Consider the following 15,711-nt stretch of genomic DNA (forward strand, 5'->3'; position numbering starts at 1 on the left):
AACTTTTGAGGTATGCCTATTGAGGCCTGGGAGCGGTCGTTGTTAATTCCCGATCCCTGCCATCTAAGCACCTAGCTTGGATGAATTGTCTATCGTCCTTCCGCCGCTCGGACGATTGGTGCGCTGCACTTGTGGACCATATACGCAGTGGCTGCTTCCGATGCGTGGTGCTTCGACAATTCGCTATGCTGGCTTGCTTGTCCAAATTCATTTGATCGGTCTTCGCGCCGCCGCCCCACTGCTGCCCGCATGATCAGCACCTTGAGGTCTGCTGAACAGGATGCCGCGATGAACCTCGATGTCAGTGAAATGACTCTCGCCGAGACCTCGCTGGTCATAGACTACTTCTATTCGTCCAGCATCGAGCAACTCGACCTGATGGGTATCGACCCCACGCGCATGCCGGCCAAGCCGGTGTGGGCCGGGCTGTTCAAGACGCTCTACGACACGCCGTTCACCGAGCGAGCCGCACTGCTCGTGAACTGGCGCCTGGACGGCCGCCCGATCGGCTTCTCCAGCTGCGACCGTATCGTCTACGGCAGCCGCGCGCACATGCATCTGCACGTGACCGAGCCGGAGCTGCGCGGCCGCGGCCTCGGCACCGAATGCGTCCGTCGCAGCATCGATCTGTATTTCGACCGCCTGCAGCTCAAGCAGCTGTTCTGCGAGCCGAACGCCTACAACACCGCGCCCAACCGCGCGCTGCAAAAGGCCGGCTTCCGCTATCTGAAGACCTACAAGACGGTGCCCGGCCCGATGAACTATCACCAGGCCGTGACGCGCTGGATGATCGAGCGCTGAGACGGGTGGTTGGCTGCGCAAAGAGGCGCGGCTGTTACTCAAGTGGCTCGTCCTGAGCGGTATGTCGGACGTGCAAGATAACAACCTCGTCGGCCGCCTGATCGATAGCATAGAAGATCCGGAAGGGATAACGCACGACCGACACGACCCGAACGTTTGGATCGTCGGTGACATGGCCAGCCCAGGGAAAGGTCGCGAGACTGGATGTCAGTCGATCAATACGAGCGACAACCGAAGCTGCCGCCGTTGGACTGCGCTCGTGAATGTAAGAGAAGATGTCCCCGATCTCTGTCAGCGACGACTGAGACCAGCGGACTCTCATGCCCGATAGCGGTCGAAGATGGCGGCTACCGCGGCATCATCGGCGAGCTTTCGTTCTCGCATCTCTTGCAATCCGCGTTGCACAGCCTTGCGCTCCTCATCGCTGAGGCGATACGGACCGATGTGACGCGTCTCGATGTCTTCCAAGGATCGCACGAACTCGGCCTGAGCCTGCTCCGGCCAAGTCGCAACACGCTCCAGCAGCACTTCGAGAGCTTCTCGGGTCATAGGCTGATAATAGCAGATGACGGAGGATCGCGCATCAGTTCCGTGAGTGATCGATTGGACTATTTTGCAACAGGGCCGAGAGCGCGGCTGAACAGTAGCAGCATGTTTGGCGAGATCTCGCCACCCCAACGGGGTCGTCCCGGCTTTGAGCCGGGACCCATAGCCACCGTCATTAGTTATCAGGCAGGCTGGAGCGGCTTTCTTTGTCATCACACCCGCTGGTGAGTATGGATCCCGGCTCAAGGCCGGGATGACGGCGGAGGGTGTGGCCGGCGCCTGCGAAACACAAGTTGCCCGTGCGTTACCATGTCGCACCTCGCCAGCCTTGTGTCGTCGGGCAAATCAGATCGATCCTTCCGCCCGTCCCGCCTCACTGAAGAGGGGCGCTTCGCGGTCGTCACGAACGTGGAGGTGGGATGCGGTGGACGCGGCGTGGCGCAGCGGGCCTTCGGGCGCGCGGACGAACGTCATGGCGCGGACGGTCAAGTCGCATGGTCCTGACATCCCGGCGCTGATGCCAAGCTGGCTGATGATTGCCAGTGACGGGGGCAAGAAAGCCCGGTCCCCGGGGAGAATGCGAAGCAGCCGTTAAAACCATTGCGCAGGGAGGGCCGGGTCTTGTCCGGCTGAACCTGTGGTACCTGCCGCCTGCATTTTCTTCCGCAGGCGGGCCACGGGCCCCAGTCGGGGCCCGGCCTTCCCTGCGCCCTCTGATTGGGGAGGGCGAGATGAGGATCAATGCTCGGACGCGAAACGCGGGCGCGAGGATGATGAACTGCGTCTCCAAACTCACTCGACGTAAGTGTACCCGGCTCCATCCACGTCATTGCGAGCGCAGCGAAGCAATCCAGAGTCCCGCCCACCATTCTGGATTGCTTCGCTGCGCTCGCAATGACGGTGGAGCGAGCTGTGCCCACTCAACTCACCACTATAACGGCAATTGCCCATATTCCCGGTTGGCGAGGCTCGCCTCTTCCAGGTCCAGATCGCGCTCGATGCGGCGGCGGGTTTCGTCGGTGATCTGGCCGTCGCGGAGCATGGCGTGAATGGTCTTGCGTTCGACGCCGATCAGCTCGCGCGTCAGCTCGATGCCGAGCGCGGAGGCGTCGTACTCGTCGGGATTGAGCCTCTCCGGCAGCTGATTTGCACGTACCTCGTGGCGCGCGCGCAGCAGCCGGACTACCTCGTCGGACAGCTCGCGGTCATTGGTCATCGTCTCCAGCGATTGCAGCGCGCGATCGAGCACCTCGCGCCGCGCTGCGATCTCCTGCTCGTGCTCGCGCACGTGCTCGGCACGTCCGGCGCGGCTGACGCCGAGCCAGCGCACCACGAGCGGAAGCGTGAGGCCAAGGCCGATCAGCGTGAAGAAGATTACGCCGAAGGCGATGAACAGGATCTCGTCGCGATAGGGAAAGGGATCGCCGGTCGACAAGGTCAGCGGCAGCGCCAGCGCGGTGGCCAGCGAGACCGTGCCGCGCACGCCGGTGAAGCCGATGATGAAGGTCTGCTGCCAGGGCGGCAAGGGATCCCTGGCGCGCAGGGACCGGCTCAGCACGCGCGGCAGAATGGTCGCCGGGAACGTCCAGGCGAAACGCGCGATCACCACGATGGCGACCACCAGCGCGGTGGCGATCATGATCTCGTCGAGCGGGAACACTTTCGACTTCTCGTAGATCAGCCGCATCTGGAAGCCGGTCAGCAGAAACAGCATGCCCTCGATCAGGTAGACAACGAGGTCCCAGAAGAATACGCCCTGCAAACGCGTCGCCGACGAGATCCACAACGGTCCGTTCCAGCTCATGTAGAGGCCGCAGGCGACCGTGGCGATCACGCCGGAGCCGCCGAGATGCTCGGGTATCCAATAGGCCAGATAGGGCGTCAGCAGCGACAGCGTGATCTCGACGCGGGTGTCGTCGGAGTAATGCCGGGCACGAAGCATCAGCCAGCCGACGCCGATGCCGAAGGCGATCTCCCCGATCACGATCGCGGCGAACTCGCCGGCGGCAACCGGAAGCGAGAACGTTCCGGTGGTGATCGCAGCCACCGCGAAGCGATAAAGGATCAGCGCCGTCGCATCGTTGGCGAGACCCTCGCCTTCGAGGATCACCATCACCCGGCGCGGCAGATGCAGCCGGCGGGCGATGGCGAGCGGCGCGACCACATCCGGCGGCGCCACGATCGCGCCGAGCAGGAAGCCGAGACTCCACGGCAAGCCGAGCAGGACATGCGTGGCGACGGCCACCATCGAGGCCGTGAAGATCACGCAGCCGACCGCGAGCAGCACGATCGGCCGCAGATTGCGTTTGAACTCGCGCCAGCTCATCGCGACGCTGGAAGAGTAGATCAGCGGCGGCAGAACGACGAGCAGCACCAGCTCCGGCGGCAGCGCGAACGCCGGCATCGTCGGCACGAAGGCCAGCGCAATGCCGGCGAGCATCAAGAGGATCGCCGGCGCCAGATTGGCGCGCCGGGCAATCAGGGCGGTTCCCGCCAGCACCGCCAGCAGGATCAGGAAAATTTGAAAATGAGCTTCCATCGACGATGGCCTGGCGACGCGGCGCCCGGCTCAGTCCCGGAGATCGTAGCGGTAGGACTTGGACACGATCTGCCAACCGTCCTTGAGCTTCATCGCGACGAGATAATCCGTGAAGTAGCGCGGCGGCAGCTGGCAGCGCACCTTGATGAAGGCGGTCTTGTCGTCGGAGCGGTCGATGGTGACGATGAAATCCTCGCGCGGCTTGCCTTCGCCCTTGGCGGAGGGGCGTTTGCGCACCCAGGCGAGCCAGTCCGGTACGGTCAGGACCTTGAGTTCGCCATTCTCGACCCAGCGCAGATCGGCACTGGGATGGAACACCGCGCCGAGCTTGTCGGCATCTCCTTCGTAGAGCGCATCGAAATAGCCCTGCACGACGGATTCAACGGTGGAACGGTCTGCGCTCATGGTCAACTCCTGGGCACCCCGGGACAAACAAGGATCGCATTTTCGATGCAAAACCGGGCTTGGCAAGCCATGAACTGCAACCGATGCTGGGTCGACAGAAATAGACTGGCCGGATGCGGATGTTCCGGGGATAAAGGCTTGCGTGATTCCGATCACAAGCCGGAAGGGCTGGGCCTGATAGGCAGAGCCTTGAAGATCTCCCAGGCTGTGGGGTAAATGCGATGTGTTGGTCACTCCGATTGCGTGGTTTCCGATGGGGCGGGTTTCTGCTCGCGGCCGCGCTCCTGCTGGTCGGCCACCCCGCGCTCGCCGACAAACGGGTGGCGCTCGTCATCGGCAATTCCGCCTATCAGAACGTGCCGCAGCTGGCCAACCCCGCCAATGACGGCGCGGTGATGACTCAGACGTTCAAGAATGCCGGGTTCGATGTCGTCGACTACCGGCGCGATCTCACCGCGCGCGAGACCCGGCGGGCGCTGCGCGATTTTGCCGACGCGGCCCGCGATGCCGATATCGCCGTGGTCTATTATGCCGGCCACGGCATGGAGGTCGAAGGCTCGAACTATCTCATTCCGATCGATGCCAGGCTGGAGCGCGACACCGACGTCTATGACGAGACGCTGTCGCTCGACCGCATCCTGGTCGCCGTCGAGCCGGCCAAGAAGCTGCGGCTCGTCATTCTCGACGCCTGCCGCGACAATCCCTTCACCCGCAACATGCAGCGGACGGTGGCGACCCGCAGCCTCGGCCGCGGTCTTGCCAAGGTCGAGCCGACCAGCCCGAACACGCTGATCGCCTATTCAGCCAAGGCCGGTTCAACGGCCCAGGATGGCGACGGCAATAACTCGCCGTTCACCATGGCGCTGTCGCGCCATATCGCGACACCCGGCCTCGATGTCCGCAAGGCGTTCGGCTTCGTCCGCGACGAGGTGCTGAAGTCGACCAGCAATCGGCAGGAGCCGTTCGTGTACGGCTCGCTCGGCGGCGAGGACGTGCCGCTCGTGCCTGGCGTGCCGCGCGTCGTCACCCAGATGCCGGTGACGCCGCCGCCCGCCAATCCGCAGGCCGATATCCGCCGCGACTATGAGCTCGCCATGCAGGTCGGCAACAAGGGCGCGCTGAACGCTTTCCTGGCGCAATATCCCGACGGATTCTATGCCAGCCTCGCCAAGCTGCAGCTGGAGAAGCTGACGGCCGAGGAGAACCGCGCCGCGGCGGCCGAGAAGGCACGGGTCACGGAAGCCGAGCGGGCGCGGCTGGCGTCCGAAGGCGCGCGCAAGGATACGCTGGCCAAGGCGGAAGCCGAGGCCAAGGCGGCCGAGCAGGCGCGTCTCGCGGCCGAGCGGGCCAATCAGCTGGCTCAGCAGCAGGCGGCGGAGGCCGAACGCAAGCGACAGGAGCAGCAGCTCGCGGCAGCCGACAATCCGCGCGCGGCGACCTCACCGGCCGCAGTCCCGCAGCAGGGGCCGCAGGTCGCCTCGCTGACGCCGGCGTCCCAGCCCGCGGATCTCACCAAGTCGGTGCAACTCGAGCTGCGGCGCGTCGGCTGCCTGACCGACGAGGCCGACGGCGATTGGGGCTCGGCGTCGCGCCGCTCGCTGTCGCAGTTCAACCGCTACGCCGGCACCAAGCTCGACACCCAGGCCGCGTCGGCCGACGCGCTGCAGGCGATCCAGCTGAAACAGGCCCGCGTCTGCCCGCTGGTCTGTCCGCACGGCACGAAATCCGATGGCGATCGCTGCACCCGCATCGTCTGCGCCGAGGGCTCGTTCCTGAACGATGACAACGAGTGCGAAAAGCGCCGCGACAAGAAGCCGGTCGCCAAGCGCGACAGCAGCGACGACGAGGACGCGGCGCCGCGCCGCCGCACCCGCGCGGTTCCCGAGCCGGGTCTGGCGATGCCGGCTCCCAACGTTGGCGTCGGGGTCGGCATCGGTGTCGGCGGCGTCGGCCTGGGCGTCGGGATGGCGCCGACCATAGGCGCCCCCAAGCCGCAGGCGGAGGCGCGGCCCAAGCCGTCGTCGGGCCAGATCTATTGCGACTCCTATATTTGCCGTCCTGTCAGGCCGGGCTGCCGGCTGGACTTCCGCGGCGGCGGCAACCGCTACGGCAACGCCCATGTCGAGGTTTGCAATTGATCAGGACGAGATCGCGCTGGCGGCGATATTGACCATCAGCGCGACGAGGGCGGTGTTGTAGACGAACGAGATGATGCCGTGAACGGTCGCTGTGCGGCGGATGATCTTGTCGGTGATGCCGACGTCGGAGACCTGCGCGGTCATGCCGATGATGAAGGAGAAGTAGACGAAGTCCCAGTAGTCGGCGTGCTCGTCCTTGTCGCCGCTCGGGAATTGCAGGCCGCCGGGCTTGGCGCCGCGATAGTAGTCATGGGCGTAGTGCAGCGCGAAGGTCGCATGGACCGCCGCCCAGGACAGCGAGACGGTGAGCAGCGCCAATGTCAGCGCTGGGGCGTCGCGCTTGGAGGCGCCGAGCTCGAACACGATCGCGGCGATGCTGGCGAAGGCGCCGAGCGCGGTGACCATGAGGATCACGAAGCGGCCGTCATCCTGCATGACCGCCTTGCGCCGGATGTGATGATGCTCGCTGCGCAGCATCATCACCGCGACCAGCACGAGGTAGATCGTGGTGAAGATGTCCCAGCTGATCAGGAGCCGAGTGATCAGCCGCAGGGCCGGCGGAAGCAGAAAGAACGCGATGGCGGCGATGCCGAGCGACATGAAGGTGCGTGGACGCGCATAGATGATGCGCAAGCCACGCGGCAGGCGCGCGAAGCGCGCGAGCACCGGATCGTCCGGATGAAGTCCCGTCAACCGCGCGGTCCCGGCTCAGCTCTTGCGCTCGGCGACGAAATGCGCGGCGGCGCGCAGCACGTCGCCCTTGGCGCCGAAGATCGACAGCGCTGCGTCGCCACGCGCGAGCAGGTCGCGGACGCGCTGCTTGGCACCCTCGATGCCGAGCTGCGTGACGAAGGTGGTCTTGCCGAGCTCGGCGTCGGCGCCGGCCGGCTTGCCGAGCGTGGCGGCATCGCCTTCGACGTCGAGCAGATCGTCGGCGATCTGGAAGGCTTCGCCGAGCGCACGGCCGTAATCGTCGAGAGCCTTGTACTCGGCCGCCGATGCCTGGCCGAGCAGGGCGCCGGCGATGCAGCCGAAGCGGAGCAGGGCGCCGGTCTTCATCTGCTGCACGCGGGCGACGTCGACCGGATCGCGGTCGCCGAACCTGCCTTCGCCGGCCAGGTCGAGGATCTGGCCGCCGGCCATGCCGCCGACACCGGCGCAACGGGCGAGCGCCCGGGTCAGCGCCAGGCGGACGCCGGCGTCGGGATGGATCTCGTCGCGGGTGATGATGTCGAAGGCGATCGTCAGCAGCGCGTCGCCGGCAAGGATCGCGGTGGCGTCGTCATAGACCTTGTGCAGGGTCGGACGGCCGCGGCGCAGGTCGGAATTGTCCATTGCCGGCAGGTCGTCATGGATCAGGGAGTAGCAGTGGATGCATTCGAGCGCCGCGCCCGCCATCAGCGCGCCGCGGCGCGGCACGCCGAATACGGCGGCGCTCTCGACCACCAGGAACGGGCGCAGCCGCTTGCCGCCGCCCAGGCTGGAATAGCGCATCGACTCGATCAGCCGCTTCGGCCGGGCGATCTCGTCGGCCAGCGGCGCATCGGACAGCAGTTCGCCGAGCAGCGCTTCGGTCTCCTCCGCGGTCTTATCCAGGCGTTGGGTGAAATCGGTGGCCGTCGCGGTCATTTAAGAAGAGCTCCAGGGGCGAAATTCGCCGGACAATCGTTGATGGCGGCGACTTCGTCAATTGCGAGGACGGAGGCGGCTTTCGGCCGCAAGCGCGGAAAAAACCAGGAAACCACGTGGAGATATCGGATAATCCGGGCCCATCGGCTGCCCCGACGGCGGTCCAACCCGAGCGACGCCTGTCCTTGCGTACCGTCAGAGCCATCCTCCTGGTCGTCGTGCTGGTGCTGCTGGTGCCCTACATCCTGACGCCGTTCTATGCGCTGGGTCACCCGGTCTCGAGCCTGATGCTGTGGCGGACGGTGACCGGCCGGCCGGTCGAGCGGCGCTGGATCGACCTCGCGGCGATGTCGCCGTATCTGCCGCGCTCGGTCGTGGCAGCCGAGGACGCCAAATTCTGCACCCATCATGGCATCGACTGGGGGGCGCTGCGCGAGGTCATGGACGATGCCGAGGATGGCGAGGTCTCGCGGGGCGGCTCGACCATCACCCAGCAGGTCGCCAAGAACCTGTTCCTGTGGCAGGGCCGCAGCTATGTGCGCAAGGCGCTGGAGCTGCCGCTGGCGCTGTGGATCGATCTCGTCCTGCCCAAGCGGCGCGTTCTCGAGATCTACCTCAACATCGCCGAGCTGGGCCCGGCCGGCCAGTTCGGGGTGGAGGCCGGCGCGAATTACGCGTTCAACCGCTCGGCGGCGGGCCTCGGCCCGCGTGAGGCGGCGCTGATGGCCTCGATCCTGCCGAATCCGGTCCGGCGCAGCGCCCGGACGCCGGGTCCCGGCGTGCGGCGGTTGTCGGCGACCTATCTGGTGCGGGCCCAGGCCCAGGGCCTGCAGACCTGCTGGGGAGAGCGCCGTTGAGGTCCGACAGGTTACGAATTTTGGCCAAAAATGCCCCGGAGAGCCCTAGCCATGCCGGACCCCTTCCTCTATAAGCGCGGCCTTGATCGGCATCCGGGCTCGCCAGCTTCATGGCTGCAGCCGTCCCTTTGCGGACGATGCCTTGCAAAAATACCCTAGAGGATACCGATATGGCCGTCCCCAGAAGAAAAACTTCGCCGTCGCGCCGCGGCATGCGCCGCTCGGCCGATGCGATCAAGAAGCCGACCTATGTCGAGGACAAGGACTCCGGCGAGTTGCGTCGTCCGCACCATCTCGACCTCAAGACCGGCATGTACAAGGGCCGCCAGGTCCTGAAGAAGAAAGACGCCTGATCGTCCGCACTGGCTGCCGTTTGGCTGCCTGAATTCGGCCATCGATGAGGTTGAAATCGGTCCCGCGCGATTGATTCGCCGGGACCGATGCGCATGTGTCATGCGTTGGCGCCTCTCGTTGATTCGTCGGACACCCATCGATTCCGCGCCGCCCTTCTGCCGGCGCCATAAGGCTCCAGCCGATGTCCATGGTCGGTTTCCCGCTGCTGCTGATCCCGCTGGCGATCTACAACATGATCGTCTTCCTGATGCCGGGGGTCGCGTTCAGCGAGATTCTGCTGCGCCTGCAGCTTCCCTCCGGCGAGGTCTGGACGATCTCGCTCGGCGACATGTTGCTGGCGCTTGGCGTGCTGCTGTTGCTGCTCGAGGTCATCAAGGCGGCCAAGCCGAACGGCAAATATCTCACCGACCATCTGCTGTCGCTCCTGGTGTTCGGCGGCGCCGCAGCCGAATTCGCGATGTGGCCGAAGTTCGGGAACTCGACGTTCCTGCTGCTGACCCTGCTGGCGATGGTCGACTTCTTCGGCGGCGTCGCGCTGCGTACCAAGCGCGCCGCCCGCGCGGTCGTCGCGGCTCCCGATCCCGTCCCGGCGCCGGCCAAGGCGACCGTCTCCGAGCCGCAGACTCAGCCGCCGGTCGAGGAGCCGGCCGGAGAACCCGTCAAAGAACCTGCCAAGGCAGAGCTTCCACCCGTCGAGGCGGCCGCGCCCATCGTCGAGGAGTCGACCGTTGCCGTGCCGGCTGCGGCTTCTGTGGCCGAGTCCGTGCTGCTCGATCGTTCGGTCCCTCCTCTGCCTGCCCCCGTGCAGACGACCGGATGGATCTCGGACGTCAAGGAGGCCGAGGCTGCCACGACCAGCGCCCCCGAGCCCGAGCTTCTCAAAACCGATCCTCCCAAAACCGAGACGCCCAAAACTGAGACGCCTAAGTCCTGAGGCGCCCAAGTCCTGATGCGCAGGCGGGCGCCGCTCAGATGATTTCCCGGGTTCGATCACCCGCGCGCGTGGCGGGCTGAAGCCTCGCCGCATAGGCGCTATGGACGTCGGCAGCCGCCGCGCGCCTGAGCGTGCGAGTCTGGGGCAAGTGCTCAGCCGTCGCGATCAGCTGGGTGACGAAGCCGGCATCCGGACGCGCGGCACGGACCTTCACGCGGCGCTCGTGGCTCCATGTGCCAGGCAGCAGCGCCACAGCCCGGGGGGCCTCGTCAGCTCCGCATGAGCCCTGATCCTGATCGATCGTTAACATCGTCCCACCACAGCCGGCGCGCTTGTCACATTATGAGACGCCGGAGCCTTTCACCATCCCACCTCGCAAGGGCAATGCCGTGCCGCTGCCCGAGGTCCTGTCAGGTTGGAAGATGGTTGATGCGTTTCCGACGCACGCCTGTCGCGCCGGCATGCTCTCCGTTAACCAGAGATGCGTAGTCTGATTCGCGAGGTCCGCTTCCGCTGCGCGCGCGGGTAGGTGGCGGCCGTCCTGAAAATCGACGCCGGGCTGCGCCGGCGTGTTCCAGAACGAGGCGATCTTGACATCCGAATTGCCACAGACCTCGATGATCCTGGCCTCCCTCGGCCAAGCCGCCTTCGTTTGGGATCTGGCGAGCGATGTGATCGTCTGGAGCGATCACGTCGGCGCGGTGTTCGCCGACGTCCCGCTGCCGCAGCTCTGCAATGGCGGTGAATTCGCCAAGCTGATCGAGCCAGACCGCGGCATCCGCTCCGAGGTGATGCGCCAGGCCGTGCCGCTCCATGGCGCCGCCGGCACCCCCTACCGCATCGAGTATGGCGTGCGGACCCGCGCCGGCGCGCCGCTGATCTGGGTCGAGGAGACCGGTTGCTGGTACGCTGGCTCCGACGGGCGGCCCTCCCGGGCCCAGGGTATCGTCCGTATAAACAACGAGCGTCACGCGCGCGAGGAGCAGCTGGTCAAGCTGTCGCGCCACGACCCGCTCACTGGAGAGCTGAACCGCACGAACCTCCTCGCCACTCTTGCCGAGGTGATCGAGGAATCGCAGCGCTTCCGCTTCGCCTGCGCTTTCATGCTGGTCGGCATCGATCATCTCGCCCGCATCAACGACGCGTTCGGCTTCGATGTCGCCGACGGCGTGGTGCTGGAGGTCGCGCAACGGATCCGGGCGCGGCTGCGCGGCGGCGATGCGCTGGGGCGGTTCTCGGGCAACAAGTTCGGGCTGATCCTGAAGAGCTGCACGATGGACGACATGACCATCGCAGCCGAGCGCTTCCTCGCCGCGGTTCGCGACGACGTGGTTCCGACCAAGTCGGGTCCGGTCGCGGTCACCGCGACGATCGGGGCTGTCAGCGTGCCGCGCCACGCCCGGTCGGTCGAGGAGGCCGTCAATCGCGCTCATGAGACGCTCGATTCCGCCAAGCGACGCCGGATCGGTTCGTTCTCGACCTGGCGGCCGAATGTCGAGCGCGACGCGCAGCGCAAGGTCAACATCCGCGTGACCGACGAGATCGTCACCGCGCTCAACGAGCGCCGCATCGTCACCGCGTTCGAGCCGGTGGTGAACGCGCAGACGCGCACGACGGCGTTCTACGAATGCCTGGTCCGGATGCGGCAGGACGACGGCCGCGCCCTGCTGGCGCCTGACGTCGTTCCGGTCGCCGAGCGGCTCGGCCTGATCCGGCTCGTCGATCATCGAATCCTCGAGCTGGTCGTTGCCGAGCTGGCAGCCTCGCCAAACGTGACGCTCAGTCTCAACATCTCGCCGGAGACCACCATGGATCCGGACTGGTGGGCCTCGATCGAATCGATGATGCGCGCCCATCCGGGCGTCGCCGAGCGGCTGATCGTCGAGATCACCGAGACGGTGGAGATCCAGGACATCGACGATCTGCGCGGCTTCGTCACCCGCTTGAAGGATCTGGGCAGCCGGATCGCGATCGACGATTTCGGCGCCGGCCACACCTCGTTCCGCAACCTGCGCAAGCTCGGCGTCGACATCGTCAAGATCGATGGCGCGTTCGTGCAGAATCTGGTGCGCTCGGCCGACGATCGGGCGTTCGTGCAGACCCTGGTGGAGCTGGCGCGACGGCTGCAGATCAAGACGGTCGCGGAGTGGGTGCAGGATGATGCGTCGGTCGCGCTGCTGCGTGACTGGGGCTGCGACTACATCCAGGGCCGGGTGATCGGCCTCGCCTCGGTCGAGCGCCCCTGGATCGAGCAGGGCCGGATGGAGTTGCCGGCGGCGAGCTGAGCTGCCGCCGGCATCCGAGATTCATGCTGGCAGGTCAGCCCTGCTGCTCGTCCTTCTTCGGCTCGGACATGCGGTCGAGCCGGTCCTGCATTTCCTTCATCTGGCGGCGCAGCTCGTCGATGTTGTCGTCGGAAGCGGCGGCGGCAGGCTCTGCCGCCTTCTCCTCCGTCCGCGCGGCCGGCGCGAACGGCTTGAACATCGAGAAGGTCTGCTGGAACAGCTCCATGTTGCGGCGCACCTGCTCCTCGAGCGGCGCGAACGGCGTGCCGCTGAAAGTGTCGGCGATCTGCTTGCGGAACTTCTCCTGCTCCTTGGTCAGCGTGTCGATCGACTGCTCCAGATATTTCGGAACCACCATCTGCATGCTGTCGCCGTAGAAGCGGATCAGCTGGCGCAGGAAGGTCGTCGGCAGCAGGTTCTGGCCGGCCTTGTTCTCCTGCTCGAAGATGATCTGGGCCAGCACCGAGCGGGTGATGTCGTCGCCGGTCTTGGCGTCATAGACGAGGAAATCCTCCCCGTTCTTAACCATCGCGGCCAGATCCTCGAGGGTCACGTAGGTACTCGTCCCGGTATTGTAGAGCCGCCGGTTCGCGTATTTCTTGATCGTGGTGGGTTGGTCAGATTTCGCCATGGAGCTCACACATGCAAACCGAGATACAGGGAACCCTGCGGGTGCCGCAGGGCAAACGAGCTACGCAATGCAATAACGTAATCACTTTCGAGCGAGTTCGGCTACGGTTTTGTGCGGAACGGTTAATCCGACAGCAGAAAACTTGCCCATCAAACGGCCAAGCGCACCAATTTGAGTGCGCCGCAACAGGAATTGCTGCCACCGCCAATTGACATGTCGCAACGACGTTAACAGGATGACGGGCGAAGGTTGCGCGACTGCCCATCCGGGGCTTGCGGACGGCCGGCACGACCGTGAACTGAAAAATTCGTTTTCATTTCAAATACCCCAAAGCTCTCAAGCCTCGCTCTCACGCCTCAAGATCAAGAACCTCAGGAGATGCCCATGTCAGACGATGTCGTCATCGTCAGCGCCGCCCGCACCCCGGTTGGAAGCTTCAACGGTGCGTTTGCCAATGTCCCGGCCCATGAGTTGGGCGCCGTTGCCATCAAGGCCGCGCTGGAGCGGGCCGGCGTCGAGCCGGGCCGGGTCTCCGAGGTCATCATGGGCCAGATCCTGACCGCGGCGCAGGGCCAGAACCCGGCGCGTCAGGCCTCGATCGCCGCCGGCATTCCGGTCGACAGCCCGGCCTGGGGGATCAACCAGCTGTGCGGCTCGGGCCTGCGCTCGGTTGCGCTGGGCTACCAGGCGCTGAAGAACGGCGACTCCGACATCGTCGTCGCCGGCGGCCAGGAGTCGATGAGCATGGCGCCGCACGCGCAATATCTGCGCGGCGGCGTCAAGATGGGCTCGCTCGAGTTCGTCGACACCATGATCAAGGACGGCCTGTGGGACGCCTTCAACGGCTATCACATGGGCAACACCGCCGAGAACGTTGCGAAGCAGTATCAGATCACGCGCGCGCAGCAGGACGAGTTCGCGGTTGCGTCGCAGAACAAGGCCGAAGCCGCGCAGAGGGCCGGCAAGTTCAAGGACGAGATCGTCGCGGTCACGATCAAGGGCCGCAAGGGCGACACCGTGGTCGACACCGACGAATATCCGCGTCATGGCGCCACGCTCGACGCGATGGCCAAGCTGCGCGCCGCGTTCGAGAAGGACGGCACCGTGACGGCCGGCAACGCGTCGGGCATCAATGACGGCGCCGCCGCTGTGGTGCTGATGACCGCCAAGCAGGCCGCCAAGGAAGGCAAGACGCCGCTGGCGCGGATCGTGTCCTGGGGCCAGGCCGGCGTCGATCCGAAGATCATGGGCACCGGGCCGATCCCGGCCTCGCGCTCCGCACTCAAGAAGGCCGGCTGGAATATTGCCGACCTCGACCTGATCGAAGCGAACGAGGCGTTCGCGGCGCAGGCCTGCGCGGTCAACAAGGATCTCGGCTGGGATCCGGCCAAGGTCAATGTGAACGGCGGCGCGATCGCGATCGGTCATCCGATCGGCGCGTCCGGCGCCCGCGTGCTCGTCACACTGCTGCACGAGATGCAGAAGCGCGACGCCAAGAAAGGTCTTGCCACGCTGTGCATCGGCGGTGGCATGGGCATCGCGCTGTGCGTTGCACGCGACTAAAAACGCGGCACTGATTGCGACTCGTTCGGCCTTCGCAGTCGCGTCCCGCTCAACTAAAGATCAACGCCCGGCGATCTCGCCGGGCGTTTTGTTCTTGATGTCCGTCAAACACGTCGCATAATCGACCTCTTAAAAAAATGGCGTTGAACACGGATGTCTCTGCGGTGAATGGATTGCTGCGAGGGCGGACGTGATCCAATAACAACGGGTAGGCACGCCGACATCCAGAGGTTGTCGTCGGGCCGTCAGTCATCGAGGGAAGGATTCGACATGGCACGTGTGGCGTTGGTGACGGGAGGGACGCGCGGGATCGGCGCTGCGATCAGCAAGGCGCTGAAGGCAGCCGGCTACAAGGTCGCGGCGAATTATGGCGGCAACGATGCCGCCGCGGAGAAGTTCAAGAGCGAGACCGATATCCCCGTCTACAAGTGGGACGTCAGCTCGTTCGAGGCCTGTTCCGAGGGGATCAAGAAGGTCGAGGCCGAGCTCGGGCCGATCGATGTGCTGATCAACAACGCCGGCATCACCCGCGATACGGCCTTCCACAAGATGTCGCTCGAGCAGTGGAGCGTCGTCATCAACACCAATCTCGGCTCGCTCTTCAACATGACCCGTCCGATCATCGAGGGCATGCGCGCGCGCAAGTTCGGCCGCATCATCAACATCTCGTCGATCAACGGTCAGAAGGGCCAGTTCGGCCAGGTCAACTACTCCGCCGCGAAGGCCGGCGACATCGGCTTCACCAAGGCGCTGGCGCTGGAGACCGCGAAGGCTGGCATCACTGTCAACGTGATCTGCCCCGGCTACATCAATACCGAGATGGTGCAGGCAGTGCCGAAGGACGTGCTCGAAAAGTCGATTCTGCCGCTGATCCCCGTCGGCCGTCTCGGCGAGCCCGAAGAGATCGCCCGCACTGTCGTGTTCCTCGCGGCCGACGAGGCCGGTGCCATCACCGGCTCGACCCTCTCCGTCAACGGCGGCCAGTACATGGCCTGATGCCGGCGCGATGCCGAAGGCGGCGTTGCCTCC

General features: G+C 65.3%; 16 protein-coding genes. 8 read left to right on the forward strand and 8 right to left on the reverse strand.

From position 1 onward, the window contains the following. Positions 1–288: 288 nt before the first annotated feature. Positions 289–801 (forward strand): GNAT family N-acetyltransferase, encoded by a 513-nt coding sequence (locus BRADO_RS02575; RefSeq protein ID WP_011923757.1) that lies wholly within the window; start codon positions 289–291, stop codon positions 799–801. Between the two features lie 34 nt (positions 802–835). Here the strand turns inward: BRADO_RS02575 and BRADO_RS02580 are convergent, their stop codons facing one another. From BRADO_RS02580 to BRADO_RS02595, 4 genes are all read right to left on the reverse strand, one after another. Continuing rightward, positions 836–1,123: a type II toxin-antitoxin system RelE/ParE family toxin gene (locus tag BRADO_RS02580; RefSeq protein ID WP_011923758.1), complete on the reverse strand. Its 288-nt coding sequence runs from the start codon at positions 1,121–1,123 to the stop codon at positions 836–838. Further along, the gene (locus tag BRADO_RS02585) at positions 1,120–1,329 is read right to left on the reverse strand and encodes a hypothetical protein (protein WP_157872501.1); all 210 of its coding nucleotides are present in this window, start codon (positions 1,327–1,329) and stop codon (positions 1,120–1,122) included. Before BRADO_RS02585 ends, BRADO_RS02580 begins: the two co-directional genes overlap by 4 nt. 949 nt (positions 1,330–2,278) lie before the next feature. Further along, positions 2,279–3,886: a Na+/H+ antiporter gene (locus BRADO_RS02590; RefSeq protein WP_011923759.1), complete on the reverse strand. Its 1,608-nt coding sequence runs from the start codon at positions 3,884–3,886 to the stop codon at positions 2,279–2,281. A gap of 30 nt (positions 3,887–3,916) precedes the next feature. Further along, positions 3,917–4,291: a nuclear transport factor 2 family protein gene (locus tag BRADO_RS02595; protein WP_011923760.1), complete on the reverse strand. Its 375-nt coding sequence runs from the start codon at positions 4,289–4,291 to the stop codon at positions 3,917–3,919. A gap of 221 nt (positions 4,292–4,512) precedes the next feature. Between BRADO_RS02595 and BRADO_RS02600 the strand changes: the two genes are divergently transcribed. Then, positions 4,513–6,429 carry a caspase family protein gene (locus tag BRADO_RS02600; RefSeq protein ID WP_011923761.1) on the forward strand — a complete coding sequence of 639 codons (1,917 nt, stop codon included), beginning with the start codon at positions 4,513–4,515 and terminating at the stop codon, positions 6,427–6,429. Here BRADO_RS02600 and BRADO_RS02605 read toward each other — a convergent pair whose 3' ends face one another. Then, the gene (locus BRADO_RS02605) at positions 6,430–7,122 is read right to left on the reverse strand and encodes a DUF1345 domain-containing protein (RefSeq protein WP_011923762.1); all 693 of its coding nucleotides are present in this window, start codon (positions 7,120–7,122) and stop codon (positions 6,430–6,432) included. Between the two features lie 15 nt (positions 7,123–7,137). Then, positions 7,138–8,058: a polyprenyl synthetase family protein gene (locus BRADO_RS02610; protein WP_011923763.1), complete on the reverse strand. Its 921-nt coding sequence runs from the start codon at positions 8,056–8,058 to the stop codon at positions 7,138–7,140. Between the two features lie 185 nt (positions 8,059–8,243). Here BRADO_RS02610 and BRADO_RS02615 point away from each other — a divergent pair, with 185 nt between their 5' ends. From BRADO_RS02615 to BRADO_RS02625, 3 genes are all read left to right on the forward strand, one after another. Then, positions 8,244–8,915 (forward strand): transglycosylase domain-containing protein, encoded by a 672-nt coding sequence (locus BRADO_RS02615; protein WP_011923764.1) that lies wholly within the window; start codon positions 8,244–8,246, stop codon positions 8,913–8,915. A 170-nt stretch (positions 8,916–9,085) separates the two neighbouring features. Further along, positions 9,086–9,268 (forward strand): 50S ribosomal protein L32, encoded by a 183-nt coding sequence (gene rpmF, locus BRADO_RS02620; protein ID WP_006610266.1) that lies wholly within the window; start codon positions 9,086–9,088, stop codon positions 9,266–9,268. A gap of 182 nt (positions 9,269–9,450) precedes the next feature. Continuing rightward, positions 9,451–10,203, forward strand: coding sequence for a hypothetical protein (locus tag BRADO_RS02625; RefSeq protein ID WP_011923765.1), 753 nt, complete (start codon positions 9,451–9,453; stop codon positions 10,201–10,203). Between the two features lie 34 nt (positions 10,204–10,237). On the opposite strand, the gene BRADO_RS02630 is transcribed toward BRADO_RS02625, so the two are convergent. Further along, a complete protein-coding gene (locus BRADO_RS02630; protein WP_371259350.1) occupies positions 10,238–10,417 on the reverse strand; it encodes a hypothetical protein in 180 nt (59 codons plus the stop codon). A 403-nt stretch (positions 10,418–10,820) separates the two neighbouring features. On the opposite strand from BRADO_RS02630, the gene BRADO_RS02635 reads away from it, so the two are divergent. Then, positions 10,821–12,488, forward strand: coding sequence for a bifunctional diguanylate cyclase/phosphodiesterase (locus tag BRADO_RS02635; protein ID WP_244423079.1), 1,668 nt, complete (start codon positions 10,821–10,823; stop codon positions 12,486–12,488). A gap of 34 nt (positions 12,489–12,522) precedes the next feature. On the opposite strand, the gene phaR is transcribed toward BRADO_RS02635, so the two are convergent. After that, on the reverse strand, positions 12,523–13,119 hold the full coding sequence (phaR, locus tag BRADO_RS02640; protein WP_011923768.1) for a polyhydroxyalkanoate synthesis repressor PhaR: 597 nt from the start codon (positions 13,117–13,119) through the stop codon (positions 12,523–12,525). Positions 13,120–13,503: 384 nt separating this feature from the next. Here phaR and BRADO_RS02645 point away from each other — a divergent pair, with 384 nt between their 5' ends. Continuing rightward, positions 13,504–14,682: an acetyl-CoA C-acetyltransferase gene (locus tag BRADO_RS02645; RefSeq protein WP_041756035.1), complete on the forward strand. Its 1,179-nt coding sequence runs from the start codon at positions 13,504–13,506 to the stop codon at positions 14,680–14,682. A 270-nt stretch (positions 14,683–14,952) separates the two neighbouring features. Continuing rightward, positions 14,953–15,678 carry an acetoacetyl-CoA reductase gene (gene phbB, locus BRADO_RS02650; protein WP_011923770.1) on the forward strand — a complete coding sequence of 242 codons (726 nt, stop codon included), beginning with the start codon at positions 14,953–14,955 and terminating at the stop codon, positions 15,676–15,678. The last annotated feature ends 33 nt before the right edge of the window (positions 15,679–15,711 follow it).

This window comes from Bradyrhizobium sp. ORS 278 (assembly GCF_000026145.1).
Lineage (GTDB): Bacteria > Pseudomonadota > Alphaproteobacteria > Rhizobiales > Xanthobacteraceae > Bradyrhizobium.

Excerpts from the sequence above, each read along its gene's own strand:
- BRADO_RS02575 (WP_011923757.1), top strand. The coding sequence starts at position 289 with ATGAACCTCGATGTCAGTGAAATGACTCTCGCCGAGACCTCGCTGGTC.
- BRADO_RS02580 (WP_011923758.1), bottom strand. The coding sequence starts at position 1,123 with ATGAGAGTCCGCTGGTCTCAGTCGTCGCTGACAGAGATCGGGGACATC.
- BRADO_RS02590 (WP_011923759.1), bottom strand. The coding sequence starts at position 3,886 with ATGGAAGCTCATTTTCAAATTTTCCTGATCCTGCTGGCGGTGCTGGCG.
- BRADO_RS02595 (WP_011923760.1), bottom strand. The coding sequence starts at position 4,291 with ATGAGCGCAGACCGTTCCACCGTTGAATCCGTCGTGCAGGGCTATTTC.
- BRADO_RS02600 (WP_011923761.1), top strand. The coding sequence starts at position 4,513 with ATGTGTTGGTCACTCCGATTGCGTGGTTTCCGATGGGGCGGGTTTCTG.
- BRADO_RS02610 (WP_011923763.1), bottom strand. The coding sequence starts at position 8,058 with ATGACCGCGACGGCCACCGATTTCACCCAACGCCTGGATAAGACCGCG.
- rpmF (WP_006610266.1), top strand. The coding sequence starts at position 9,086 with ATGGCCGTCCCCAGAAGAAAAACTTCGCCGTCGCGCCGCGGCATGCGC.
- BRADO_RS02625 (WP_011923765.1), top strand. The coding sequence starts at position 9,451 with ATGTCCATGGTCGGTTTCCCGCTGCTGCTGATCCCGCTGGCGATCTAC.
- BRADO_RS02635 (WP_244423079.1), top strand. The coding sequence starts at position 10,821 with ATGATCCTGGCCTCCCTCGGCCAAGCCGCCTTCGTTTGGGATCTGGCG.
- phaR (WP_011923768.1), bottom strand. The coding sequence starts at position 13,119 with ATGGCGAAATCTGACCAACCCACCACGATCAAGAAATACGCGAACCGG.
- BRADO_RS02645 (WP_041756035.1), top strand. The coding sequence starts at position 13,504 with ATGTCAGACGATGTCGTCATCGTCAGCGCCGCCCGCACCCCGGTTGGA.
- phbB (WP_011923770.1), top strand. The coding sequence starts at position 14,953 with ATGGCACGTGTGGCGTTGGTGACGGGAGGGACGCGCGGGATCGGCGCT.